Annotated in this window: 23 protein-coding genes and 1 pseudogene; 9 read left to right on the forward strand and 15 right to left on the reverse strand. The window is 35.5% G+C overall.

Features of this window, described 5'->3' with window-relative positions; translation table 11 throughout:
* The first annotated feature begins 233 nt into the window (after positions 1–233).
* Positions 234–2,093 carry a CocE/NonD family hydrolase gene (locus CQ046_RS03755; protein ID WP_105700989.1) on the forward strand — a complete coding sequence of 620 codons (1,860 nt, stop codon included), beginning with the start codon at positions 234–236 and terminating at the stop codon, positions 2,091–2,093.
* A 232-nt stretch (positions 2,094–2,325) separates the two neighbouring features.
* Here the strand turns inward: CQ046_RS03755 and CQ046_RS03760 are convergent, their stop codons facing one another.
* From CQ046_RS03760 to speB, 3 genes are all read right to left on the reverse strand, one after another.
* The gene (locus CQ046_RS03760) at positions 2,326–2,934 is read right to left on the reverse strand and encodes an alpha-ketoglutarate-dependent dioxygenase AlkB family protein (RefSeq protein WP_105700990.1); all 609 of its coding nucleotides are present in this window, start codon (positions 2,932–2,934) and stop codon (positions 2,326–2,328) included.
* A gap of 237 nt (positions 2,935–3,171) precedes the next feature.
* Positions 3,172–4,014, reverse strand: coding sequence for a bifunctional helix-turn-helix domain-containing protein/methylated-DNA--[protein]-cysteine S-methyltransferase (locus tag CQ046_RS03765; protein WP_105700991.1), 843 nt, complete (start codon positions 4,012–4,014; stop codon positions 3,172–3,174).
* A gap of 69 nt (positions 4,015–4,083) precedes the next feature.
* Positions 4,084–4,941 carry an agmatinase gene (speB, locus tag CQ046_RS03770; protein ID WP_105700992.1) on the reverse strand — a complete coding sequence of 286 codons (858 nt, stop codon included), beginning with the start codon at positions 4,939–4,941 and terminating at the stop codon, positions 4,084–4,086.
* A 212-nt stretch (positions 4,942–5,153) separates the two neighbouring features.
* Between speB and CQ046_RS03775 the strand changes: the two genes are divergently transcribed.
* Positions 5,154–5,813, forward strand: a complete 660-nt coding sequence (locus CQ046_RS03775) for an HAD family hydrolase (RefSeq protein WP_105700993.1) — start codon at positions 5,154–5,156, stop codon at positions 5,811–5,813.
* 195 nt (positions 5,814–6,008) lie between these two features.
* On the opposite strand, the gene CQ046_RS03780 is transcribed toward CQ046_RS03775, so the two are convergent.
* The 6 genes from CQ046_RS03780 to CQ046_RS03805 form a co-directional block, all read right to left on the reverse strand.
* The gene (locus tag CQ046_RS03780; protein WP_105700994.1) at positions 6,009–7,403 is read right to left on the reverse strand and encodes an arginine decarboxylase; all 1,395 of its coding nucleotides are present in this window, start codon (positions 7,401–7,403) and stop codon (positions 6,009–6,011) included.
* Positions 7,404–7,525: 122 nt separating this feature from the next.
* Complete coding sequence (locus CQ046_RS03785; protein ID WP_105700995.1) at positions 7,526–8,401, reverse strand: tyrosine-protein phosphatase; 876 nt, start codon at positions 8,399–8,401, stop codon at positions 7,526–7,528.
* Between the two features lie 88 nt (positions 8,402–8,489).
* Positions 8,490–9,137: a thiamine diphosphokinase gene (locus tag CQ046_RS03790; protein ID WP_105700996.1), complete on the reverse strand. Its 648-nt coding sequence runs from the start codon at positions 9,135–9,137 to the stop codon at positions 8,490–8,492.
* Positions 9,127–9,696: a cob(I)yrinic acid a,c-diamide adenosyltransferase gene (locus CQ046_RS03795; RefSeq protein ID WP_105700997.1), complete on the reverse strand. Its 570-nt coding sequence runs from the start codon at positions 9,694–9,696 to the stop codon at positions 9,127–9,129. Before CQ046_RS03795 ends, CQ046_RS03790 begins: the two co-directional genes overlap by 11 nt.
* A gap of 194 nt (positions 9,697–9,890) precedes the next feature.
* Positions 9,891–12,311: a TonB-dependent receptor plug domain-containing protein gene (locus CQ046_RS03800; protein ID WP_105700998.1), complete on the reverse strand. Its 2,421-nt coding sequence runs from the start codon at positions 12,309–12,311 to the stop codon at positions 9,891–9,893.
* A 335-nt stretch (positions 12,312–12,646) separates the two neighbouring features.
* Complete coding sequence (locus tag CQ046_RS03805) at positions 12,647–13,231, reverse strand: hypothetical protein (protein WP_105700999.1); 585 nt, start codon at positions 13,229–13,231, stop codon at positions 12,647–12,649.
* Between the two features lie 172 nt (positions 13,232–13,403).
* On the opposite strand from CQ046_RS03805, the gene CQ046_RS03810 reads away from it, so the two are divergent.
* Positions 13,404–13,895: a DinB family protein gene (locus CQ046_RS03810; protein WP_105701000.1), complete on the forward strand. Its 492-nt coding sequence runs from the start codon at positions 13,404–13,406 to the stop codon at positions 13,893–13,895.
* Positions 13,896–14,120: 225 nt separating this feature from the next.
* Here the strand turns inward: CQ046_RS03810 and CQ046_RS03815 are convergent, their stop codons facing one another.
* Positions 14,121–15,074 (reverse strand): helix-turn-helix transcriptional regulator, encoded by a 954-nt coding sequence (locus CQ046_RS03815; RefSeq protein ID WP_105701001.1) that lies wholly within the window; start codon positions 15,072–15,074, stop codon positions 14,121–14,123.
* 83 nt (positions 15,075–15,157) lie between these two features.
* Between CQ046_RS03815 and CQ046_RS03820 the strand changes: the two genes are divergently transcribed.
* Together CQ046_RS03820 and CQ046_RS03825 are read left to right on the forward strand one after the other, a co-directional pair.
* Complete coding sequence (locus CQ046_RS03820; RefSeq protein WP_105701002.1) at positions 15,158–15,730, forward strand: Crp/Fnr family transcriptional regulator; 573 nt, start codon at positions 15,158–15,160, stop codon at positions 15,728–15,730.
* A gap of 197 nt (positions 15,731–15,927) precedes the next feature.
* Positions 15,928–16,392 carry a carboxymuconolactone decarboxylase family protein gene (locus CQ046_RS03825; RefSeq protein ID WP_105701003.1) on the forward strand — a complete coding sequence of 155 codons (465 nt, stop codon included), beginning with the start codon at positions 15,928–15,930 and terminating at the stop codon, positions 16,390–16,392.
* 49 nt (positions 16,393–16,441) lie between these two features.
* On the opposite strand, the gene CQ046_RS03830 is transcribed toward CQ046_RS03825, so the two are convergent.
* The 3 genes and pseudogenes from CQ046_RS03830 to lptB all read right to left on the reverse strand — a co-directional run.
* Positions 16,442–18,169, reverse strand: coding sequence for an ABC transporter ATP-binding protein (locus tag CQ046_RS03830; RefSeq protein WP_105701132.1), 1,728 nt, complete (start codon positions 18,167–18,169; stop codon positions 16,442–16,444).
* 168 nt (positions 18,170–18,337) lie between these two features.
* On the reverse strand, positions 18,338–18,589 hold the full coding sequence (locus CQ046_RS03835; protein WP_105701004.1) for a hypothetical protein: 252 nt from the start codon (positions 18,587–18,589) through the stop codon (positions 18,338–18,340).
* Between the two features lie 336 nt (positions 18,590–18,925).
* Positions 18,926–19,651: pseudogene (gene lptB / locus CQ046_RS03840) on the reverse strand (LPS export ABC transporter ATP-binding protein); the annotation flags it as partial.
* A 181-nt stretch (positions 19,652–19,832) separates the two neighbouring features.
* On the opposite strand from lptB, the gene CQ046_RS03845 reads away from it, so the two are divergent.
* Positions 19,833–20,126, forward strand: coding sequence for a TM2 domain-containing protein (locus CQ046_RS03845; RefSeq protein ID WP_105701006.1), 294 nt, complete (start codon positions 19,833–19,835; stop codon positions 20,124–20,126).
* Between the two features lie 84 nt (positions 20,127–20,210).
* Here the strand turns inward: CQ046_RS03845 and CQ046_RS23505 are convergent, their stop codons facing one another.
* The gene (locus CQ046_RS23505; RefSeq protein WP_165790457.1) at positions 20,211–20,354 is read right to left on the reverse strand and encodes a bacteriocin-like protein; all 144 of its coding nucleotides are present in this window, start codon (positions 20,352–20,354) and stop codon (positions 20,211–20,213) included.
* Positions 20,355–20,498: 144 nt separating this feature from the next.
* Entirely contained in the window at positions 20,499–21,488 is a 990-nt protein-coding gene (hemB, locus tag CQ046_RS03850) for a porphobilinogen synthase (RefSeq protein ID WP_105701007.1), read from the reverse strand.
* A gap of 118 nt (positions 21,489–21,606) precedes the next feature.
* On the opposite strand from hemB, the gene CQ046_RS03855 reads away from it, so the two are divergent.
* From CQ046_RS03855 to CQ046_RS03865, 3 genes are all read left to right on the forward strand, one after another.
* On the forward strand, positions 21,607–21,957 hold the full coding sequence (locus CQ046_RS03855; RefSeq protein WP_105701008.1) for a T9SS type A sorting domain-containing protein: 351 nt from the start codon (positions 21,607–21,609) through the stop codon (positions 21,955–21,957).
* A 109-nt stretch (positions 21,958–22,066) separates the two neighbouring features.
* On the forward strand, positions 22,067–22,978 hold the full coding sequence (locus tag CQ046_RS03860) for an ABC transporter ATP-binding protein (protein ID WP_105701009.1): 912 nt from the start codon (positions 22,067–22,069) through the stop codon (positions 22,976–22,978).
* 4 nt (positions 22,979–22,982) lie between these two features.
* The gene (locus CQ046_RS03865) at positions 22,983–24,293 is read left to right on the forward strand and encodes an ABC transporter permease (RefSeq protein WP_105701010.1); all 1,311 of its coding nucleotides are present in this window, start codon (positions 22,983–22,985) and stop codon (positions 24,291–24,293) included.
* The last annotated feature ends 72 nt before the right edge of the window (positions 24,294–24,365 follow it).

Here is a 24,365-nt window from a genome sequence, read left to right on the forward strand (position 1 = left end):
TTTCCGGCTATTTTTATGAATAAACTGTGTTTCAATCCTGAACGCCATTACAACTGAAGACGAAAAATTCCCCTCCTTCGGAGGGGTGGCGAAAATTCGAAGAATTTTTGACGGGTTGGTTCCCCATAAAATATTATCATGCTCATCCAATAAATACTAATAACACTAACCTTTTAAACAAGATTTATCCATAAACCTGTTTTTATTTTTAAATTAGCGGTAAATTTTTTTTTATGAAAATCCATATTTCAATATTATGTGTCCTTTTTTTCATTCTTGGAAAGGCTCAGAAGACGGAACAGAAAGATACTTTCGTTAAAGACAATTTCACCAAGAAAGAATTTTATATTCCCATGCGTGATGGAGTGAAGCTTTTTACAGCAGTGTATATCCCGAAAGATATATCCAACAAAAACAAATATCCGTTCCTGATGCAGAGAACCTGTTACAGCATCGCCCCTTACGGAGAGAATGAATATAAAACAAAGGTAGGTCCCAACATCTATCTTATGAAAGACAAGTATATTTTCGTGTATCAGGATGTGCGCGGAAGATATATGAGTGAAGGTACATTTACCAATATGACTCCGCAGGTAGAGCGTAAAACCAAAAAAGATGTTGATGAAAGTACAGATACCTATGATACCATCGAATGGCTTTTGAAAAATATCAAGGACAATAATGGTAAAGCAGGTCAGTTCGGTACATCTTACCCTGGATTCTATACTGCAGTAGGAACGTTGTCACAGCACCCTGCTTTGGTAGCATCTTCACCTCAGGCACCGATTTCTGATTTCTGGAATGATGATTTCCTTCACAACGGAAGATTCATGCTGGGTTATTTCAGAACATTTCCTGTTTTCGGGGTTCAGAAAACACAGCCTGAAAAACAGGCGTGGTATATGGATTCTTTCATTAAGCAGACTTCTGAAGACGGTTTGAAATTCTACAGAGATATGGGCACTCTGAAAGATGGATATGAAAAATATTACAAGAATAATTTCTTCATGACGGAAATTATGAATCATCCAAACTATGATGAATTCTGGCATAAAAGAGGTCTTCTTCCATATTTGAAGAATATCAATCATGCAGTAATGACTGTTGGCGGATGGTTTGATGCAGAAGATCTTTCAGGACCTTTAAATATTTATAAAACCATTGAAAAAACAAGTCCTAAGGCTAAAAACACCATTGTAATGGGACCATTCTCTCATGGCGGCTGGTCTCAGGAACAAGGAAAGCATTTCCACAGTGAAACCTATTTTGGTGACAGCATTGCAACGTATTATCAGAAAAATATTGAAACAAGATTCTTCAACCATTATCTGAAAGGCAACACGAAAGAAGATGCAGGGCTTCCTGAAGCTTTGATGTATGACACCGGGGCTAAAGAGTGGAAAGAATTTGCATCTTATCCGCCTAAAAATGCTCAGAAAGTGAATTTCTATCTGGCTGATAAAACCTTAAAAAAATCATCAGGACAAGGCTATTCTGAATATTACAGTGATCCTAACAATCCTGTTTTAAGCTCAGATCATTTAAAAGATTTCAACGGTTTTACTCCCAAAAACTATATGTCGGAAGACCAGAGATTTGCAGTAGGAAGACCTGATGTGTTAACCTTCACTACAGATGTACTGACTGATGACATCACGTTTGCCGGAGAGATCATGGCCAAACTGAATATTGCTTCCACTTCTACAGATGCCGATTTTGCCGTAAAATTAATTGACGTTTACCCTGAAGATTTCAAACCTGCAGAAAAGAAAGATGGTGTTATCTATGGAAATTACCACCAGATGGTAAGAAGTGAGATCATGCCTGCAAGATTCAGAAATACGAGAGAAAAAGGAGAAGCTTTGATTCCTAACCAGAAAACAGCTGTTAATTTCAGACTTCAGGATGTGGTTCATACTTTCAAAAAAGGACATAAAATCCAGATTCAGATCAGCAGTACGTGGTTCCCGCTTTTCGCGATCAACCCACAGAAGTTTATGGATAATCCGAATTTTGCCAACAAAGAGGATTACACCAAAGCATTTATTAAAGTATATGATGACAGCTCAATCGAAGCTGAAGTTTTAAAATAAATTGAAAAAGCTGTTCGTTTGAACAGCTTTTTGTTTTTGAGAGCTTGAAGTTTATTTTATTTAAGTTTTGGCTAAAGCCAGATGATTTTGTTCTTTTGTTCAAGTGGGCTAAAGCCCACTTCTATTGATGGAGATGATTAGGTTAAAGAAAATTCATCTCACACTGATCCCACAGATTTTCACAGATGATTGGAATAAAGACTATATAAATGGCCTAATATTCTAGATTTCTTTATTCCTCAATGGTTCTGAAGGTAAGGTTTACTCTGGGAGTTTTCACTTTTGTAGTGGGAGGAAGTCTATGGAGCCAGTTGTCCTGGGTGGTTCCTTTCATAATCAATAAGCTCCCGTTTTCCAGGAATACTTCTGCCTTTTCTTTGGTTGTTTTATGTTTGAATAAAAACTTTCTTTCCGCTCCAAAGGTTAGAGAAGCAATAGCTCCGTGTTTCTTCAGATCTGTTTCACCATCACTGTGGTAAGCCATTCCTTCGCTTCCATCGTGATATAGATTCAATAGACAAGAATTATAGGTTTCCCCTGAGACTTCTTCACATTTCTTCTTCAGTTCCAATAATTCAGGCGTCCAGAATTTGGCATACTTTGTTCTTTTCGAATAGGTATATTCAAAAGCTTTTTCTCCAAACCAGGCTACTTTTCTTTTGGTTAAAATCAGTTTCCCAAAGATTATTGCTTCATCATTCTCCCAAGGAATCTGGTTGAGCAGATAATCATAATAAAAATCAGATTTTTCTTTGGAGAAAACTTTTCCGTAGTAATGAACGGTTCCGTCATGTGGAAGGATATTGAGAGGATAATCGGATATTTCTTCGAAGAGACTCATCATAGTTTTTTAATTAAATGCTTTTATATTTAAACACAAATTACACCAATATTTTTCACAAATAACACGAATTTTTACATCAATAGAAACGGATAATTATCCTGAGCTTAGACGAAGGAAGCCTGTTTAATAAAGTGCTTCAATAATCCATTGGCTTAAGCCAAAACTTAATTTTAGCAGATAATTTTTAAAATCATCTGTTATAAAATCTTTTGTGCCTTTTGCGGTAAAAATAGATTACGAGTAAATATGTGACCCTTCCCAGCCCACAATGAGCTGTTTTCTTTCACTTCCCCATCTGTAGCCACCCAAATGTCCGGTAGACTGAATCACACGGTGACATGGAATAAGAAATGCCACAGGATTACTTCCAATAGCTGTTCCGACTGCTCTGGATGCTTTAGGATTTCCAATTTTTTCGGCCAGGCTGCCATAGGTAGACAGTTTTCCCATCGGAATAGTCAATAGGCTTTCCCATACTTTCAATTGAAAATCGGTTCCTTTTAAATGTAATTTTATGGTATTGAGTTTTGTCCAGTCTTTATCGAATATGGACAAGGCGTTCTTTTGCAGCGTGTCTTGCTGCTCAATAAAAGAAGCATTAGGGAACTTTTGTTTCAGTTCCCCGAATGCTTTTTCTTTATCGTCTTCAAAAGCCATATAGCAGATTCCTTTTTCTGTAGAAGCTACTAACAGATTCCCGAAAGGACTTTCGGAAAAACTGTAATGAATATTGAGGCTTTTTCCGCCGTTTTTATATTCTGCCGGAGACATTCCTTCAATCTTTACAAAAAGGTCATGAAGCCTGCTAGTGCTTGAAAATCCTGTCTCGTATGCAGTATCAAACAAACTTGCTTTTTCTTCCTTTAATAAATTTTTAGCATGTTCAAGGCTGATGAACTGTAAAAACTTTTTCGGACTTGTTCCTGCCCAATCTGTAAAGATTTTCTGAAAATGGGCTGGACTCAAGTGAATATTCTCTGCCACTTCCTCCAAACTTGGCTGAAGCCTGAAATTGCTCTGGATATACTCTATCGCCTTAGCAATTCTGTTATAATCTATCTGACTTTGTGTGGACATTGTACTATTATTTTACCTCACAAATTTCCAAAGAATATACGGCAGAAAAAATCCGATTCTTGCGGAATATTAGTTGTTGTTATAAATATCGTAATAAGCTAGCATTTTGTAATATAGCTTAGCAGATAAGAAAGCTGTTGGCTTCGCCATTGGAGAATCCATTAATTCTACAATATCAAATGCTACTACGTTACATTTTTCAAATACTTTTCTTAATAATTCCAACGTTGGATACCATTGTAATCCACCTGGCTCAGGCGTTCCTGTAGAAGGAGCAATAGAAGGATCAAAAGCATCTAAATCAATCGTGATATACACATTTCCTGATACTTTCTCCAATACATCATTGATCCAGTTTTCATTGTTTGCGATTTCATGAGCAAAGAATACTCTTCCTTCAGGTAAGTATTCAACTTCTTCAACATCCATAGAACGGATTCCCACCTGTACTAAGTTATGCTTCTGATTAGCTTCAAAAACTGCACACGCATGGTTGGAAGTAGAACCGTGGAAATCAGGACGTAAATCTGTGTGAGCATCAAACTGAAGAACGGTAAGGTTTTCAAATTTCTCTCCTACTGCACGGATAGAACCGATAGAAACAGAATGTTCTCCACCAAAAAGAGTGAATAATTTACCATCATTGTTCAAAAGTTCTTTTGTTTTCTGATAAACGGCTTCTGTCATTGCTTCAGGAGTAGAATTTTCAGAAACTTCGCCAGCTAAGTAAACTCCCTGTAGATAAGGTTCTGTTTGAGTTTCAATATCATAAAGCTCCATGTTTTCAGAAGCGTTTAAGAATAATTCCGGGCCTTTATCAGCTCCTTTACCCCATGTTGAAGTTCCATCGTAAGGAACGGTTACCAACATTACTTTCGAATTCTCTAACGTTGCGTTTTCCTCGGGAATTCCTGCGTATGTTCTCATGCTTTATTTAAAAATTTTAATGTTTTAAAATTGAAATATTGACCACAAAGATACGAAGAGTTTACGAGTTGGAGCGTAAGAGTGTTGGAGAGTTTATGAGTACTAAGCTTTACCACTTGTCGTGTATTATCTGCTACCTAAAACCTATCATCTGTTACCTCTTCTCTTTCCACTCTCAACTCAAATAGCTATTTTTGTACAAAACTCATTATATGCCTTTAAAAGCTGTTCTTTTCGATATGGATGGTGTGATTGTAGATACAGAGCCACTGCATAGAAAAGCTTATTTCAAAACGTTTGATGAACTGGAAATTGCTGTTTCCGAAGACCTGTACACCTCATTTACCGGAGCTTCCACCAAAAGAGTTTCTGAGACGTTAATTAAAGAATTTAATTTGAATCAGACTTATGAAGCCATCGCAGGAATCAAAAGGTCTCATTTCAAAGACTATTTTTATAATGATGCTGAATTTGATTTGATTCCGGGAGTAAGACAACTGATTGAGCATTATCACGAAAACGGAATAAAGCTTATCCTCGCTTCTTCTGCTACGATGGTAACGATTAATATGGTTTTTGAAAAGTTTGGACTGGATAAATATTTCAGTGGAAAGATCAGCGGTGCAGATTTAAAAGAATCAAAACCTCATCCTGAAGTTTTTTTACTGGCTGCAGAGATGGCAGGAGAACCTGTTGAAAATTGCATGGTTATTGAAGATTCTACCAACGGAATTCTGGCAGCCCACAGAGCAAAAATCTTTTGTGCAGCGTACAGAAGCCCACATTCCAAGAATCAGGATTATACATTGGCAGATACAGTAGTTTCTGATTATGAGGAATTGGAACTGGATAAAATTTCAACATATTTTTAAATAAAAAAGCTCTCAGAAATCTGAGAGCTTTTGTTTTGTATTTGTTTTTATCATCTGAATGAAGTGAAGATTCTTAACTTGACTTAACTCTTAATCAAAAACTTAATGGTTAAATTTTAAAACATTAAGATTCATTGAGTGATTAAGATTATTAAGGTTAGATTGCTTCGTCACATTCGTTCCTCGCAATGACTTTTATTTATAACCAAGAATTTTAAGGATATCTTCTGGTTCCTGTTTTTCACGGAAGATTTCATATTGCAATTCACCGTTTTCATCTTTCTGGATCAGGACGTGTCTTGGTTGAGGCATCAGGCAGTGGTGTACTCCACCGTAACCTCCGATTGTTTCCTGATACGCTCCAGTGTGGAAAAACCCGATATACAAAGGTTTGGTATCACTGAAAACAGGCAAATAAATTGCGTTGGTATGTTGTTCCGAGTTATAATAATCATCTGAATCGCAAGTTAATCCTCCAAGGAAAACTCTTTCATAAGTATCTTCCCAACGGTTAAGCGGAAGCATGATAAAGTGTCTTGAAATAGCCCACGTATCAGGAAGAGTGGTCATGAAAGAAGAATCAATCATATTCCATTTTTCTCTGTCGTTCTGACGTTTCTGAGAAATGATTTTGTAAAGATTCGCTCCACTTTCTCCTACGGTAAAGCTTCCGAACTCAGTGTAAATATTAGGTTCTTCCACTCCTTCTTCTTCACAGAATTTTTTGATCTGAGAAACAATCTCTTCCACCATATACTGATAGTCATAATCAAAGTTCAAAGAAGTTTTGATTGGGAAACCACCTCCGATGTTCAGTGAATCTACTTCAGGAGCAATTTTCTTCAAACGTGCATATACACGAAGACATTTGTACAATTCATTCCAGTAGTAAGAAGTATCTTTAATCCCGGTATTAATGAAGAAGTGAAGCATTTTCAATCTTGCATTCGGGTGTTCAGCGATCTTCTGGCTGTAGTAAGGAATAATATCTTTATATCCGATTCCTAATCTTGAGGTATAGAATTCGAACTTCGGTTCTTCCTCTGATGCAATTCTGATTCCGATATTAAATGTAGAATCTATGCTTTCTGTAAGTTTATCCAATTCTCTGTAGTTATCCAGAATCGGAGTAATATTTTCAAAACCACTGTTGATCATATCTGAAATCTTTGTCAGATAATCATCAGTTTTGAATCCATTACAGATTACCTCAATGCTTTTATCTACCTTCTCTTTTTCATAAAGAGATTTTACGATATCCATATCATAAGCTGACGATGTCTCTATCGAAATATCATTCTTCAAAGCTTCTTCCAATACGAAATTGAAATGACTGGATTTTGTACAGTAGCAGTAGGTATAATTCTTTTTATATTCAATTTTTTCAAAAGCTTCTTTAAACCAGCTTTTGGCTTTCTGAATATTTTGAGAAATTCTCGGCAGATAGCTAATCTTTAGCGGAGTGCCAAATTGCTCTACAACGTCCATCAATGGAACATCGTGAAACAACAAATTGTTCTCAGAAACATTAAATTCCTCTGTAGGGAAATACAATGTCTGATCAATAAGTTCCGAGTACTTTATTTTCATTTCTAAACAAGTGAATTAAGAAATGCAAAATTGCTAAAAAAGTTTGATTTTTAGGTGTTAAAATTATTATAATTTTAATTTAAAACTCAATATTAAATCTCACAAAAATTTACCTCTGATAATCAATAGGTAAACTTTTGAATATACTCGCTTCTTTTGGTGTCTGAAATCCCTAATACCTGCTGAATGTAAGCATCTGCAGACCCATACTTTTTGTTGATCTCCTCAAAAGCAGCATCCAGGTATCTTTTTTCTACCCAGCTCAGCTTTTCCAGCACCTTCAAATCCATCTTTGGATAAAGGAAATGCAGGTTATTGGCCAAACGGAGTCTCTTCTGAACAAGGTCTTTTCTGTAGTTATTGGATAGAAGATATTCGTTGTAAATAGTTTCTTTATCAAATTTAAGAATTGTAAGAATTAATGCTGTTGTAATTCCTGTTCTGTCTTTTCCGGCTGTACAGTGATAGAGAATCGGATCTTTGGATTCCAGAATTTCTGTAACAATCCTTTTTATCATTTCCGGATTTTCTGTAACATATTCACGGTAGAAATCGATCATTCTTTTATCGGCATCGGAAGCATTTACTTTGCCTTTAAGAACCAGTTTTCTGGCTTGAGCCAACTGATCACCTTCATCTTCAAACGCTGAATATTTTTTATAAACCATTTCTGAAGGCAGCTGATCAGGTTTCTCAGCAATTTCTTTTGAATTTCTAAGATCAATAATTTCTTTGATCCCCTGTTTTTCAAATTCGTCAAAAGATTTCTTTTTAAACTTATGAAGATGAGCACTTCGGTACAACTTCCCTTCTTTTAAGGTTCTCCCATCTACATTTTTGATATTTCCGACAGTGCGGAAATTCGTTACTTTCTTTATTTGAATCACTTTTTCAGTTTCATTTTTTCCATATTCGGGTATTTCAAAATACTGTGTTTTGCATGAGAAAAAACAGCATAATGAAATAGTGAAAACTGATATTTTGATTAGTTTATTCAATTGTTTTTAATAAGTTTTGGCTAAAGCCAATGGATTCGTGTATTTTTATTAAACGGGCTGAAGCCCGTTTCTATTGATAATAATCATTCTAATAAATTGCAGGGTACTCTATTGCTCTGATGCCTACAAATAATAAAAGATCTCCTGATTCGTATTCTATGGAAATTTCATCTTTAACAGCAAAATTCCGGGTTCCAATTCTGGAGGTAATGCTTAGAATTTCGTTAGTCAAAGGCCAGTTGAGTCCTTTGGTTGTAATATTATTCACTGATGGAAACGGATACAGAGAAATCATTTTATTTTTCATTCCTTTCAAGGTAAAATGATTGGGAATAAAATAATATTCTGAAAACTCATCATAAAATTTTATTTTCATCTGATCTTTGAATGCATACGCAACGGTAAGATTTCCAAGAAAATGATCCTGTTCACCTCCGCTTCCTCCGAAAACATCAATGTCTGAAAAACCTCTTTCCTGAATAATTTCCAACGCTTTATGAAAATCTGTTTTTTCCTGATCTAACGTAAGGATAAATTTTCCCTCATACATATTTTCATCTGATCCGGAGTGTGAATCAAAATCACCAGAAATAAAATCCAGCTTATCCAGTGGAAAACCCATTCTTTTTAAATAATGGAAAGCACCGTCTGTACAGGCAATTAAACCATAATTTTTCGGATTAGGTAATGATTTTGGAGCATCTCCGTTGATGAAAAGTAATGCTTTATCTCTCATTAGGGTTCCAGTATTCTTCCGGTTCGTTGTTCAGTTTTGAAATATATCTGGCCAATACAAAAAGATAATCTGAAAGCCTGTTTAAATATTTAATCAATTCAGGACGTACTTCCTCTGATTCATTCAAAAACACCAATGAACGTTCTGCTCTTCTACAGATGGTTCTTGCCGCGTGTAAAAAAGTCGCAGATTTTCCACCACCAGGCAGAATAAAATACTGAAGCGGTTCCAGTTTCTCCTCAAAAGCATCCATCCATTGTTCCAGCTCTTCAATTTCTGTTTCTGAAATAATGATCGGAAGACGTGATTTTCCGTTAGCCAGCATCAGCTTATCCACAGGTGTAGCCGCTTCTGAACCTACCGTAAATAAATCAAACTGTATTTTTTTCAGCTGTCTCAATACTTCTTCATCTTCGATATGACTTTTTGCAATCCCGATGAATGAATTCAGCTCGTCTATATTTCCATAACTGTCTACTCTTGCACTGGCTTTGGAAACTCTTGTTCCCCCATATAATGCAGTCTGACCTTTATCTCCTGTTTTCGTATAAATTTTCATACTACTAAAATACCTTTTTTTGTACAATGTAAAAAGTAAAATGCAGTAATAGCTTATTATTCTATTTGAAAAAACATTCCCTGACATTAAGAATAATGTCAGGGAATGTTTGCATAAGTTGGTTTTATATCTTTTGAAATTGCTTTCACTTTGTTAAGCATGACAAAGCAAATTCCAAATCCTTTATTTATAGATTAAAAAGTATAATTAACATTCAGCTGAAAAGTTGTTCCGTTAAATCCAAACTGATTGACTTCCCAAGGATATTTGAACCTTCCTCCAAGATCTGTTACAACATCTCCTTTGCTGTCTATTACATCCGGATAAATATTAAATAAATTATTTACAACTCCGGAAACTTTAAGGTCTTTTGTGATTTTATAGGTTAAAACTAAATCTGTAATTACCTTACCAGAGAATGTCTGATCTTTGGCAGGATCAGTGGCGTGCTGCCATGTAACAGAACCAAAATAAGTATTATTAAAGTTAAAATTAAACTTTGAAATATCATACGAAAGGCTAAGAATAGTTTTTGTTTTTGGTCTTGCAGTCATAATTCTGGACTGTTCTTTTCTGTCAAAAAAGTTTTCTGAGTAACCATTTTGAGCCAAAATAGGAGGAACCGCAATATTATCTACTATTTTTGTTTCGTTATAATTGAAAGCAGCAATAATTCCCAATCTTCCTTTGCCAATAGCAGAAGTATTATAATTAGCTACAAAATCTACCCCTTGAGTAACTGTATTTACAGCATTGGTGAAAAACTTCAAGGAGGTTATTTTGTTATTGTCTAATATTACTTCCACAGGGTTTGTTAGATCCGGACTCCCCGGAGCTCCGGTTTTGTACCCAATATCTCCTGAGAAAAGTACTCTGTCTTTAATTTTTATTCTATAATAATCTGCTGTGATCGTCAGGTTTTTAAAAGGTTTTATCGCAAATCCTCCGGTAATATTAAAAGCTTTCTCAGCATTTAATTTTGGTACGCCCAGATCTGATCTTACAATTTGAGAGTCATTATTAAAAGTACCCTGATTAGCTACCGTATTCCCTGTAATTTTGGTTTGAACATTGGAATAATAAATCTGGTGTAATGAAGGTGCACGGAATCCTGTAGAAACAGATCCACGGAAAACCAATTTATCATCTAACAATTTATATCTTGCATTTCCTTTCCATGAAACATTATTTCCAAAATCACTGAAGTTTTCATATCTCACCGTTCCTCCAATTAGCAGGTTTTTCGTAACATCCCATTCAGCATTCAAATAAGCTCCGATATTCTGACGGTTTTTATTGACTTCATTTTGAGGCTGCAGCCCTGGAAATGATTCTGCACCAGTTCCTATATAAGAGGCTTCCTCTCCTGCTCTTGCTTTATAGTTTTCATTACGAACTTCAACACCAGCTCCTAACACAAACGTACCAAAACTTCGGTTGATGTCTATGTTTCCTATAATATTACTAAACTGATGACCTCCTGCTCTAAAACGGGTTGGTGAATTGACTCCCAAAGATGTATTAATGGTATTTGCTACAGCATAATCTACGGCATTAGAGCCAAAGGTTGCACTCCCATCAAAATTCCATTTTCCAAACATACCTTTCCACCCGGAGGTTAAATTATAATCGTAAACATCTGTTTTAAATTGCGGTTGAAATCCATTGTAAGGTTGGCCTTGTGGAGTTAATAAACCAAAATCTGAAGTTACCCAATAGGGAGTTCTATACAAAGCAAAACTGGTCCCACTTCTGTAAGTTGTACCCCCAAAAGCATAAAATTTGCCTGTTTCACTTGTTGGCAACTCAAAATTGACAAACATATTGCCCACTTTAGTCTCCGGCTGTCCTATGATCATCCCTAGACCAGGGTTAGCCTGCGTCCAGGCATTATCTACACCAAAAAGTTCATCTTTTGTAACTGTACCCGCGCGGTTTGTTTTATTTTGGGAAGAATATCCCAATGTAAGATTCAGACTTCCGTTTTTAGCAACCCGGATTCCTGTATTAAAATCTGCTCCGATATTAAAGCCGTCTCCTTTCGAAGTAATTCCTGAAAAAAGATTGACTGTACTTTTTCCAACGCTGTTTTTAAGAATAATATTGATCACTCCTGCAATAGCATCAGAACCGTATTGTGCAGATGCACCATCTCTCAACACCTCTACATTCTGTAAGGCAGCAGATGGAATACTTTTCAGATCCGTACCTACCTCACCTTTTCCCGGTGTATCATTTACATAAATTAAAGCACTTTGATTTTTTCTTTTACCATTAACCAAAACTAATGTTCTGGATGGCCCTAATCCTCTTAAATCTGCAGGATCAAAATGAGCCGTTGCATCAGAAACAGTTTGCTGTGATGAATTAAAAGAGGGAACGGCATAGGTTAGAGCTTTATCAAAAGTTACCTGGCCTGTGGATTTTAATTGTACTGCCGAAATATTATCAATAGGAATTGCTGAGGTAATGATGGTTCTGGGCTTCGTTCTACCCGTGGTAACCACCACTTCATCTATTTTATTTTGTTTTATGCTGTCCTGAGCATATCCCATTGCACCAGCTCCGCTTAATACTAATGCATAGATTTTTCCATTAAATAAATTATTCTTCATTTCAATTGTTAATTATTCAATAAATCTAGTGAAAAAATTAATATTAAATACAAAAACAAAATATACAATAATAATTCAATTTCATATTTGCCAAAATTGTACCATTTCGTAAAAACAAAAATTAATCCACAAAACATAAGGTAATTTATTAATAACATGAAAAAAAATAAATCAACAACATCACATTTGTGTAAAAAAATCAATTAGCTAACATCAGAAATAAACATGACTTTATTCGTTTTGATAAGTAGTTTTCAATGGGTTGAGATTGCTTCGCTTATAACTTGCAATGAATAGGAATAAAAAATGGCCGGGAGAAACCGGCCATATCCAAATTATTTATTTACCTCTACGTATTGTATGATGGTCTGATTTTTTGGGTTGTAGATAATTGTACTACTGTTGGGAAATCTTTTCAGTTTATAATACTGAATGTTTTTATCGGATTTAATATCTTCCAGAATACTGGCATCAAAGGTATTATCAGGAAGGAATTTTGATAGAAAACTTATTTTATCTATGATATTCTGCCCATCAATCTTACGGGCAGTTTTATCAGATTTATTTTCATCGGAAGTTGGCTGGCCTTCCAGAAACGGGAGTAATACCGCAATATCTGCTTTGTATTTAAAAATATACCCTTCAGATCTTCCGGGAATTTTAATTTTCTTCCCTTTTTCTTCAGAAACAATAGAAGCTCCTGCACCAGGGAAAACGGTATTCAATTTAACATCCTCAGAATTGGTTAGAGAATTTATAGATTCATTGACTGTTTTCTTTACCGTTTCTTCTACAGCCTGCTGTGCTTTCTGCTGCACAGTTTCTGTTGTTTTCTGAACAGTCTGGTCAATTTTTTCCTCTATCTTATTGCATGATACTACTAAAAAAGCAGTGACAACAGGCAAGATATACTTCTTCATAATTCTATTAATTGCGATTTTTTTTAGTAATACACTACTCTTCTAACGCAAAAGTGGAGCCAATATTTGAAGATAAAAAAAATATTTTTTCAAAATCAAAAATCCTACTGACAAACTGTTGTCATAATCCTCTCTTACCTTTGTATCAACAACAAACAAAATAAATAACATTATGACAACTACAGCAACAGCCACTAAACAATTCATGACTTCTGAACAGCTATTAAATGACTGGCAGGGACACAGAAATCTTACAAGAAGAGTGATTGAATCTTTTCCTGAAAAAGAATTATTCGAATTTTCAGTAGGCGGAATGAGACCGTTTGCTAAACTTGCAGTAGAACTGATCGGTATTGGTGGACCCGCTTTAAAGGGAATTGTGGAAGGAACTATGGAAGCTTATAACGAAGAAGCATTCAATCCAAAAACAAAAGAAGAACTTTTAAAAAAGTGGGATGAAGAAACAAGTGTGATTAACCATTATTTTAACCTGATTTCTGAGGAGCGTTTCCAGGAAACTTTCAATCTGTTTGGAGAGTATGAATTCCCGGTATATCAGAACATTCTTTATTTTGTAGACAACGAAGTTCACCACCGTGGACAAGGATATGTTTATCTGAGAGCTTTAGGAATTGAACCTCCTTTCTTCTGGGAAAGATTTTAATAAAAAACGAAAAGGTAAAATTGCAAAAAGACGGAAACTATAAGAAGAATTATAATTACGATGTCATTTATAAATAATAACTTTTCTTTAAACTCAACAACTCATATCATTTTTGCGACAAAACAAATTTAGCTTTTTTGCAATTTTGCCCTTAGCTTATTAACCATTTCATTTATTTGCCTCAATGAAGTCTTTAAACCTCAACAGCTGTCTTGTTGGGGTTTATTATTGATGTCTTCCAATCATTTTCGCCAGCAGTTCATTCAATCGTGTACGAAGACTTTCCGGTTCCAGAACAGTGGCATAGTCTGCAAAAGTGATAAGCCAGCGGGGAAATCCGTCATTGATCCATTCTGTTTCGAAAGTAAGCTCTACTCCATTTTCGGTTTCCACTTCTTCTGTCAGTCCATAGTATTTTTTAGAATTTACCAGGTGATTCATTATCTTTTTGTCAACCAGAAGTTTGGCTTTAACTTTATTTCCGTTTGATTTTTTACGGTAATCATTTACCTGTCCGTATTCCTGTAAGAAAGGATTCTGTGTTTTTGAAATTTCTAAAATCCTATCGATTCGAAACTGTCTGAAATCTTTTCTCAATGTACAGTATGCCATGATGTACCAAATATTAAATTCAAAAAACATCCCAACCGTTTCGATAGTTCTGTTATCTACCCTTCCGTCTACGGTTTTATATCTTATATTGAGCTGGGTTTTCTCTGCGATACTTTCAAGAATAATAGGAATTACATTTTTAAGGGAGTCTCCGGAATCTGTATGAAAACTGAAAACATCAATCTGCTTTTCAATATTCTGAATCAGATTTTTATCAGAATTCCGCAATACCGAGCGTACCTTTTCCATGGCCTCCTGATAATGACTACCCAAACTTTGGTGAGAAAATTTTTGCATCAGTTTTTCAGCAGTAATAAAACTTAAAACCTCTTCTTTCGTAAACATAATGGGAGGAAGTTTGTAACCGTCCATTAAAGAATAGCCGTTACCTGCTTCCCCTACAATAGGAATTCCCGCATTTTCCAGGGTTTTCACATCACGATAAATGGTTCTGATACTTACATCGAACTTTTCAGCCAGATCCTGTGCCCGCACAATAGGCTTAGACTGTAACTGGGTAAGAATGGCAGTTACCCGATCGAGTTTTTTTAGATAGTGATCGTTCATTATGTAACAAAGCTAAAACTCTTTTTTGAGAAATGGAACGGCTTTTTTATTAATTTTATTTTTCATCAAACAGTCTCTTCTTTATGCTTCATACTCATTTTGTTCAGTTTATTGAAAAAATTTTAAAACCAGAACAGGCAGTGATAGACGGGCTTGTTTCCAGCCTGGAATCCAAAACTTACAGAAAGGGAGATTTTCTGTTAAAAGCTGATGAAACCTGCAAATATTTTTATTTTATAGAAAAAGGATTGGTAAAACTATTCTTTGATAATGGCGATAAAGATTTTATCATGACCTTTTTTGCTGAAAATGCTTTTTTTGCAGAACTAAGTGGTTTTCTTACCGGACAACCTTCAAAATATATGATCGTTGCTCTGGAACCTACCGAAGTTCTCCGTATAAACAGGGACGTCATTGAAAGATTATGCAAAAAATACCATACTGCAGAAACACTTTTCAGTAAGCTTTATTCCAAAGCTCCGGTGAATATGATGGGGAGAATCAGTGAGATGCTGGAAGACGATGGAAAAAAACGCTATCATAATTTCCTGAAACAGAGACCAGATCTTATTCAGCGTATCAGCCTTGGAGATATGGCAGATTATATTGGTATTACTCAGGTTTCGTTAAGCAGAATCAGAGCACAGAAGCTTTAGGGGAATGTTTGCTGGAGGCTGAAAGAGGGAAGTTATTGAAGGTTGAATATATATCATTTACCTAATAGTAACTTCCATCATCCAGCTCCCATCATCCAGCATTTAAAATCTTTCCTTATAAAATTTATCATTTGTAAAAAAAATCAGGGAAATTACCTTCTACATTTGTCACATAATTAATCACAAAAACAAATATTATGTCACAAAGAATCAACGCATTTGCAATCGGGAACAAGGCTGTAAATGCACTTCATACTATGGGATTTCAGGTACAAAATTCCTCACTGGACAATTCATTTCTGGAACTGATGTACTTCCGGGTTTCACAGATGAACGGATGTGCTTTCTGCCTCGATATGCATTCTAAAGAATTAATGGCAAAAGGAGAAACAGAACAGAGAATTTTTCTGGTAAGCGCCTGGCGAGAATGCTCATTTTATACGGATAAGGAAAAAGCTGGATTGCTTTGGGCTGAAACTTTAACGACTCTGAATGGTAAAGAAGTGAGTAATGAAATCTATACGAAAGTAAGTCATTACTTCTCTGAAACTGAAATGGTAGATTTAACAATGGCTGTAATTGCCATCAACAGTTACAACAGAATTAATATCGCTTTCGGAGCAGATGTAGGAACTTATCAGGTTCCGGAAAAAGTACATTAAATTTTATCACAACAATGTAAAAACTCAGCATGGTTGCTGAGTTTTTTATTTAGTTTTCTTTATATGTATTCACCAGTTTATCGAGGTTTAAACTTCGGGCTGAAGCATCAAAAATCTCACGATAGGTTCCTTCTTTATTGTACAATTCATCATGGGTTCCATTTTCAACTACTCTTCCTTTTTTCATGACATAAATGATATCAGAATCAAGAATCTGTGACAGCGAGTGAGAAATGATGATCACTGTTCTTCCTTCTTTTATAGCATCCAGAGAGTTTTTAATCTGTTCGGTAGCAATAGCATCTAAGCTGGCTGTTGGTTCATCCAAAAAGATGATTGGAGGGTTTTTAAGAAACAATCTTGCAATCGCAATTCTCTGCTGCTGTCCCCCGGAAAGCTGGGTTGCATCATGCTGGTATTTGTCAGGGAGATCCATAATCTGTTCATGCAGATACGCTTTTTTTGCAGCTTCTTCAATTTCTTCAAAACTGGCATTCATATCTCCGTATCGGATATTATCTTCTATACTTCCCTGAAAGATATGATTTCTCTGAAGTACCAGCCCCAGATCACTTCTCAGAAAAGTATTGTCAAATTCATTAAGATTGACTCCATCCAAAAGAATTTCCCCGGAATCCGGAAGATAGAATTTACATAAAAGATTAATGACCGTTGACTTTCCTGCTCCGCTTAATCCTACCAAAGCGGTCGTTTTTCCGTTTTCAATTTTCATGGAAACATCATGCAATGCTTTTGTACCATTGGGATAGGTAAAATCAACATTTTTGAGTTCAAAAGTTCCTTTGATTTCTTTTTCTACAAAATTACCGTTGGATTCTGTTTCATTATCTGCATTCAGAATATCAAAATAACCTTCAGCATAGATCATGGCATCGTTCATGTCATCATAAATCCTGTGAAGCTGGCGAATGGGAGCAGAAACGTTGTTAAAAAGCATAATATGAAGCATGATTGCCCCGATAGTCATCTGCTGATCCAACACCAAATAAACGGTTAAAAGGATAATCAGAACTACTCCGAACTGCTCTATAAAAGTTTTTAATCCATCATAAATAAAGTTGGTTTTCCTTGTGATCATCTGACTTTCCATTAACTCCATCTGAAGATCGTATTGTTTTTTTCCTTCAAATTTTTCCCGGACAAAACTTTTAATCACCATAATGGAATTGATCAGGTTCAACAATCCGGATGTCTTTTTTTCTCTTTGATTTCTAAGCTGGCGGCGAACTCCGTTCAGTTTCTTTGCCTGTAGCGAACTGATATAAAAATAAATCGGAACAATAATCGTAGAAACAAGTCCTACATACACATTCTGCATATACATAATGATCAGCGCAATGATGGCATTGGAAAAAAGAGGCAGAATATCAATAAAGAAATTCTGAACCAGCTTTGTCAAACTTTCTATTCCGCGGTCTATCCTGATCTGTAATTTCCCGGACTCATGGTTTTCATCGTTGAAATAAGCAACTCTATAGGTCAGAATTTTATCAATCGCCGATTGTGCCAATACGGAACTTACATTAATCCTGATTTTTTCTCCATAAAATTTCTGCCCGAAGTTGATAAAAATATTTAGAAGTTCTTTTCCCAATAAAATAATAGAAATAATGATGAGAATATGAATTCCTTCTGACATCGGATGCGGAAGATGAGTAAGCTTGGTCACCTCATCCACCGTATATTTCAAAACAATCGGGTTGACCTGTGCTGCCAGAGCTCCCAGAAAAGTAAGAAATAAGGTACCATAAATCATGGGACGATAGGGTCTGATAAAAGGAACAAGCTGCTTATAGATGCCGAATAGGGTAACAGTTCTGTTAAAGGGTTTTGCCATAGATAGAAATCATTTTAAAATGAAAAACGTACCGCTTTCAAAAGAAAAAGGTACGAATTATTATTAAACTGTTCATGTAGGATTTATTTAAAAGTCTTTCAATGTACCATCGTCATTGATGTATTTGAATCGATAGTTTGGATCAATTATATGTCCTCCTATTTGTACAAAAGACCCCCACATTCCTGACCAATCTTCAAAATCATTTTCAAGAGATGTATCCCAACGGACTACAGTTGAATTTTCATGAAACTTTACATTCACTATAATACCGTATTCATGATCCAAAAAAACTTTGGTTCCTACTTGAAAATCTTCATATCTATAAAGATCATCCATCTATCCTTCAAATAGATAAGTTGTAAGGTAGTGCAGCTCTTTTCTGCTAGCTTCTTTAGACTCAGCTTCTGCCTGTTCCAGAGAGTATTGAGAATTAATTTCCTTTTTCTGGAAAACAAATGAGTTGTTGGCATTCTTATCTACGACATCATTAAAGATATGTTCAATTTCAGAATTAGCTAATGTGGCAAAGCCAATATCCTCAAAACCGTACATCAGTCTCAGATCATCAAACTGTTTGAAATTTTCATCCACAAATCCCTGCAATTGTACTTTTGAATCAAAATTACCTGCCCAGATGTTATAAGCGTATTTCTTCTTTTTAGGTTTATCCAAAATACTCTGATAAACGAAGTTTTCACCCAGATAGGCTTCTCTTACCTGCGGATCATTTGCTAAATCTTCGGGAAGTCCTTCTTTCAGGATCTTTCCTTCGAACATGATATAGGTTTTATTGGTAATGGCAAGAGTTTGCTGTACGTTGTGGTCGGTAATCAGAATTCCAATGTTCTTATCAACAAGACTTCTTACAATTTTCTGGATATCTTCTACTGCAATCGGGTCTACCCCGGCAAAAGGCTCATCCAGAAGGATAAAGTTTGGGCTTGTAGCAAGACAACGGGCAATTTCGGTTCTACGTCTTTCTCCTCCGGAAAGAAGATCTCCTCTGTTTTTACGGACATGCTGTAAAGAAAACTCTTCAATCAGTTCATCACATTTGATCTGCTGTTCACGCTTTGAAAGTTTCGTCAACTGTAATACTCCCATGATGTTTTCCTCCACAGACAGCTTTCTGAAAACCGAAGCTTCCTGCGCAAGATACCCGATTCCCTTTTGGGCTCTGCGGTACATAGCATCTGTAGTAATCTCCTGTTTGTCCAGAAAAATTTTTCCTGAAGTAGGCTTAACCAACCCTACAATCATATAAAACGATGTAGTTTTTCCTGCTCCGTTTGGACCCAGCAAACCAACAATTTCTCCCTGTTGAACTTGTACAGAAACGCCTTTTACAACTTTTTTAGGACCGTATTCCTTGATTAAGTTTTCTCCTCGTAAAATCATAGGGCAAATATATCAAAAATATAAACTCGCAGAGAGCCGAAAAAGTAAAAAAGAGAAAAGGTAAAATCATAAAATTGTCATAAAAAAATTAATCTTTTCCTCTTTTCATCATTTGCTTCTTGTAACTTTTCATCATTTTAAGCTACTTATCATAAAACATATCAATCACAAATACTAAGAAATGGAAAATTACGGTTATACAAAAACAGAAAATGCGCAAAACCAGCAAAGCAATATACCTTACCGTTCGGAGAAGAAAATCCCTGCTGCTATATTGGGAATTCTTGTAGGATGGCTGGCTTTAAATAAATTTTATCTTGGCTATACGAAAGAAGGAATCATTCAGTTGGTTCTGAATGTTGTTACCTTAGGAGCGGCTTCTATTATTCCTTTTATTGAAGGTATTTTATATCTCTTTATGAGTGACAAGCAATTTGATGACACTTATGTATACGGGAAAAAAGGGTGGCTATAAAATCATCAGCTATCAATCCGTTTAAAATAAAAAATAGGCTGTTCTTATCGGAACAGCCTATCTATTTTTCTTTATTGAATGCGTTTAATCCGGACAAGCTAAATGCTCCATAACACATGGATACCAGATATCTTTGCACCATGTTCCACAATTTGGATTATCAATAATCACTTCTCCTCCTTTGATTTCTTTCAATTGATTTCTCTCAATTTTTTTAAGATTTCTCATAAATAATTTTTTTGATGTTTTAATTATTTCGTTTCTCGAAATTAGTTTAACTCAAAAATAGCAGTTTTATCTACGTGAAAGTTCCTGATGGAGACTATTAACTTAACATTAACGTTTATATCCTGTTCAACGATTCTATAAGTCTTATTTATTCAACAAGATAGCCGCTTCCTTTGCAAAATAAGTAAAGATCATATCTGCTCCTGCTCTTTTGAAACATGTTAAGCTCTCGATGATCGTTTTGTCATTATCAAGCCATCCGTTTTGGGCAGCCGCTTTTACCATGGCATATTCTCCACTTACGTTATAAACTGCAATCGGAAGATCAATAGCTTCACGTACTTTGGAAACGATATCCAGGTAAGGAAGACCTGGTTTGATCATGATCACATCTGCTCCTTCATGAATATCTTTGAAAACTTCATTTAATGCTTCACGGGTATTATGGAAGTCCATCTGATAAGTCTTTTTATCTTTTGGAATTTCCATATCATCTTTCGGAGCACTGTCTAGAGCGCTTCTGAAAGGTCCATAGAAAGAACTTGCATATTTGGCAGCATAGCTTACAATTCCTACATCTGTAAAACCGCTTTCTTCCAATGCTTCACGAATGATCTGCACTCTTCCGTCCATCATATCACTTGGAGCTACAAGATCTGCTCCTGCTTCTGCATGAGATACTGACATTCTTGCCAGTGCGTCATTGGTAGCATCATTTAAAACTTTTCCGTTTTCAATGATTCCATCGTGCCCGTAAATTGAATAAGGATCCAACGCTACATCCGGCATTACGATCATGCCCGGAACGGCATCTTTGATGGCTTTGATGGTGTTCTGCATTAATCCGTCTTTGTTCCATGCTTCTTTTCCTGTATTGTCTTTCAGATGTTCTGACACCTTCATGTACAAATTGACAGCTTTTACACCCAAAGAAAATAATTCCTTACATTCCTTCACTGTTAAATCTATACTCCGCCTAAAAATTCCCGGCATAGACGGGATTGCCTCCTGCTTGTTTTCGCCCTCCATTACGAAGATCGGCATTACAAAATCATCAGTTGTAAGCACATTTTCTCTTACCAAACTTCTGATAGATTCATTAACTCTAAGTCTTCTATTTCTTGAATGTATCATTTTGGAATACTTTTTGAATAAGTTTCTACAAATTTAATATAAGTTCTACAAAAAACTATTGTATGAAATTGTAGAATTTATTATATTTGTTATATATATTCGAGAAATTATAAATTTGATGAAAAAACTTTTACTTTTATTTCTATTTGTAGGCACTTTTGTTGGATTTTCCAACAATTTAAAAGCTCAGCTTAGAGAGCCGGGTTCCATCACTCAAAAGGCAGATGATGGGGTGTTGCTTGCCTATCCAAATCCTGCAAAGGATTTCCTTATCGTTAAGGCAAAAGATCCTTCTTTAAAGATCAAGAGTGTAACTTTTTATTCAATTTTGGGTATGCAGGTTGCCAGTTATACAGTAAACATGAATTCCGGTGAGATTAATATTGAAAAATTAAAGCCCGGAAAATATATGATACGCTATATTTTAAGTGACAACACGCAGAAAGTTACTCAAATCGTAAAACAATAAATTAAAATCCTGATAATCATCAGGATTTTTTCTTTTTACATTAATTCTGTTTTAATATTTCCGTAACTTTCGGGACTTTTTAATACTAATAGTAAAAAGAACAATTTTAATGTTAAAAGCTGAACATATTAAAAAGACCTATAATGCCGGTAAAAAGGTCGCACTGGATGATTTCAGCATCCATGTCCCGAAAGGCAGTATTTATGGTCTTTTAGGTCCCAACGGAGCCGGAAAAACTTCTTTTATCCGTATCATCAACCAAATTACTCAGGCCGACTCAGGAGATATCTTCATCAATGGAGAAAAACTGAATCCCACTCACATCAAAGACATTGGTTATATGCCCGAAGAAAGAGGATTGTACAAAAACATGAGTGTTGGTGACCAGATTCTATATTTTGGAGAACTGAAAGGGATGAGTAAAAGTGATGCTCAGAATGAAGCTAAAAAATGGTTTGAAAAGCTGCACATTGATCAATGGTGGAAGAAAAAGCTTTCCGAACTGTCTAAAGGAATGGCACAGAAGATTCAGTTTGTAGTTACCGTTCTTCACAGACCTCATCTTTTAATTCTTGATGAACCTTTTTCAGGTTTTGACCCTGTAAATGCTAATTTAATCAAAGATCAGATCATTGATCTTAAAAATAACGGAACAACTATTATTCTTTCTACCCATAGAATGGAAAGTGTGGAAGAAATGTGTGATTATGTTGCTTTGATCAACAATTCTAAAAAGATTATTGACGGAAGGGTTTTTGACGTAAGAGAAAAATTCAAAAAAAATATTTTTGGAGTTACCCTTTCTGAAGTAAGCAACGATCAGTTTGACAGTTTCAAAAGCAAGTATGATATTTTTAATTTATCCAATGAAAATAACCTTGTTTCTTTTGACCTGAAAAATGAAGAAAGCCAGAATAATGTTCTTCTTGATCTTGTGCAGGTAGGTAAAGTGAGGTCATTCGACGAAAGAATTCCTAGTATGAATGAGGTGTTTATTAACGCTGTAAGTAACCATTCTTAATTTTATGAATAATATTTTTTTAATTACCAAAAGAGAGTTTCTTACACAGGTTAAGAAAAAATCTTTCATTATATTGACGCTGCTTGCACCAGTAATGATTATTGCTTTTGGAGCGGTGATCGGATTGATGTTTAAAGCGAATGAGTCTCATAGCATCATAGAAGTAGTTGATAAAAGCGGATTGTTTACCAATCAGCTGAAGTCTAATGATAAATTAAATTACGTTTTTGTTTCTGCTGCAGATGAAAAATCTAAGATCAACAACTTAAAAGGAAATGAATCTCTGGATGGTATTTTGATTCTTCCTGAGCTTAAAAATCAAAATTTTGATGCCCTTGAAAAGGACACAAGATTAGTGATCAACAGTAAAATAGGATTTGATACAAAGCAGAAAATCGTTTCTGACATCAGCGATATTCTTAAAAAAGAAAAAATCAAGCAACTGGGTATCCAGGAGACCCAGCTGAATGATCTTGACAAAGGCTTCACATTAAAAACCATCAATGTTACCGATAATAATAAAGAAGATTCTGATCTTGCTTTTGGTGTGAAATCCGGGCTGAGCATGGTATTGATGTATGTTACTTTTATGTTTATCATTATTTATGGGGTAAGGGTAATGCGAAGTGTGCTTGAAGAAAAAAACAACCGTGTTGTAGAGATCATCATTTCTTCTGTAAAGCCTTTTGAACTGATGATGGGTAAGATTCTGGGAGTAACAATGGTTGCCCTGACACAGTTTCTGATCTGGATCACGATGTCTGTAATAGGAGCATTGGTTTTAAATACAGGCTTCTCTCCTCTTCAGAAGAATATTCCGGGAGGAAGCGAGGAACTTGCGGGTAAACTGGATATGGGACAGCTTGCTACCCAGATTTCTCATAGTTTACTGGAACTGAATTTCCCACTGATTATCTTTGTATTCATCGTTTACTTCCTTTTAGGATATATTTTTTACAGTTCTATTTATGCCGCAATTGGTTCTGCTGTGGATAATGAAACAGAAACACAGCAATTCACTTTATTTGCAATTTTACCATTAACATTAGGGATGTATGGAAGTTTCACATTAATGAACAATCCGGACGGACCATTAGGTTTCTGGCTGTCGATCATTCCGTTTACATCACCCGTTGCAATGATTGCCAGAATTCCGTTTGGAGTTCCTATATGGCAGATTGTATTATCTATTGTATTGTTACTGGCAACTACTATTTTTATGATCTTCCTGGCGGGAAAGATCTATCGTGTAGGTATTCTGATGTATGGAAATAAAGCTACCATGAAAGAGCTTTGGAAGTGGATAAAAGGATAATTTAATATAAAAACATATAAACAAAAAAATCCCGGAAACTAACGTTTCCGGGATTTTTTATTTTGAAATAAT

This window comes from Chryseobacterium sp. MYb7, assembly GCF_002979455.1.
GTDB lineage: Bacteria > Bacteroidota > Bacteroidia > Flavobacteriales > Weeksellaceae > Chryseobacterium.

Excerpts from the sequence above, each read along its gene's own strand:
- CQ046_RS03755 (WP_105700989.1), top strand. The coding sequence starts at position 234 with ATGAAAATCCATATTTCAATATTATGTGTCCTTTTTTTCATTCTTGGA.
- CQ046_RS03760 (WP_105700990.1), bottom strand. The coding sequence starts at position 2,934 with ATGAGTCTCTTCGAAGAAATATCCGATTATCCTCTCAATATCCTTCCA.
- CQ046_RS03765 (WP_105700991.1), bottom strand. The coding sequence starts at position 4,014 with ATGTCCACACAAAGTCAGATAGATTATAACAGAATTGCTAAGGCGATA.
- speB (WP_105700992.1), bottom strand. The coding sequence starts at position 4,941 with ATGAGAACATACGCAGGAATTCCCGAGGAAAACGCAACGTTAGAGAAT.
- CQ046_RS03775 (WP_105700993.1), top strand. The coding sequence starts at position 5,154 with ATGCCTTTAAAAGCTGTTCTTTTCGATATGGATGGTGTGATTGTAGAT.
- CQ046_RS03780 (WP_105700994.1), bottom strand. The coding sequence starts at position 7,403 with ATGAAAATAAAGTACTCGGAACTTATTGATCAGACATTGTATTTCCCT.
- CQ046_RS03790 (WP_105700996.1), bottom strand. The coding sequence starts at position 9,137 with ATGAGAGATAAAGCATTACTTTTCATCAACGGAGATGCTCCAAAATCA.
- CQ046_RS03795 (WP_105700997.1), bottom strand. The coding sequence starts at position 9,696 with ATGAAAATTTATACGAAAACAGGAGATAAAGGTCAGACTGCATTATAT.
- CQ046_RS03800 (WP_105700998.1), bottom strand. The coding sequence starts at position 12,311 with ATGAAGAATAATTTATTTAATGGAAAAATCTATGCATTAGTATTAAGC.
- CQ046_RS03805 (WP_105700999.1), bottom strand. The coding sequence starts at position 13,231 with ATGAAGAAGTATATCTTGCCTGTTGTCACTGCTTTTTTAGTAGTATCA.
- CQ046_RS03810 (WP_105701000.1), top strand. The coding sequence starts at position 13,404 with ATGACAACTACAGCAACAGCCACTAAACAATTCATGACTTCTGAACAG.
- CQ046_RS03815 (WP_105701001.1), bottom strand. The coding sequence starts at position 15,074 with ATGAACGATCACTATCTAAAAAAACTCGATCGGGTAACTGCCATTCTT.
- CQ046_RS03820 (WP_105701002.1), top strand. The coding sequence starts at position 15,158 with ATGCTTCATACTCATTTTGTTCAGTTTATTGAAAAAATTTTAAAACCA.
- CQ046_RS03825 (WP_105701003.1), top strand. The coding sequence starts at position 15,928 with ATGTCACAAAGAATCAACGCATTTGCAATCGGGAACAAGGCTGTAAAT.
- CQ046_RS03830 (WP_105701132.1), bottom strand. The coding sequence starts at position 18,169 with ATGATTTATGGTACCTTATTTCTTACTTTTCTGGGAGCTCTGGCAGCA.
- CQ046_RS03835 (WP_105701004.1), bottom strand. The coding sequence starts at position 18,589 with ATGGATGATCTTTATAGATATGAAGATTTTCAAGTAGGAACCAAAGTT.
- CQ046_RS03845 (WP_105701006.1), top strand. The coding sequence starts at position 19,833 with ATGGAAAATTACGGTTATACAAAAACAGAAAATGCGCAAAACCAGCAA.
- CQ046_RS23505 (WP_165790457.1), bottom strand. The coding sequence starts at position 20,354 with ATGAGAAATCTTAAAAAAATTGAGAGAAATCAATTGAAAGAAATCAAA.
- hemB (WP_105701007.1), bottom strand. The coding sequence starts at position 21,488 with ATGATACATTCAAGAAATAGAAGACTTAGAGTTAATGAATCTATCAGA.
- CQ046_RS03855 (WP_105701008.1), top strand. The coding sequence starts at position 21,607 with ATGAAAAAACTTTTACTTTTATTTCTATTTGTAGGCACTTTTGTTGGA.
- CQ046_RS03860 (WP_105701009.1), top strand. The coding sequence starts at position 22,067 with ATGTTAAAAGCTGAACATATTAAAAAGACCTATAATGCCGGTAAAAAG.
- CQ046_RS03865 (WP_105701010.1), top strand. The coding sequence starts at position 22,983 with ATGAATAATATTTTTTTAATTACCAAAAGAGAGTTTCTTACACAGGTT.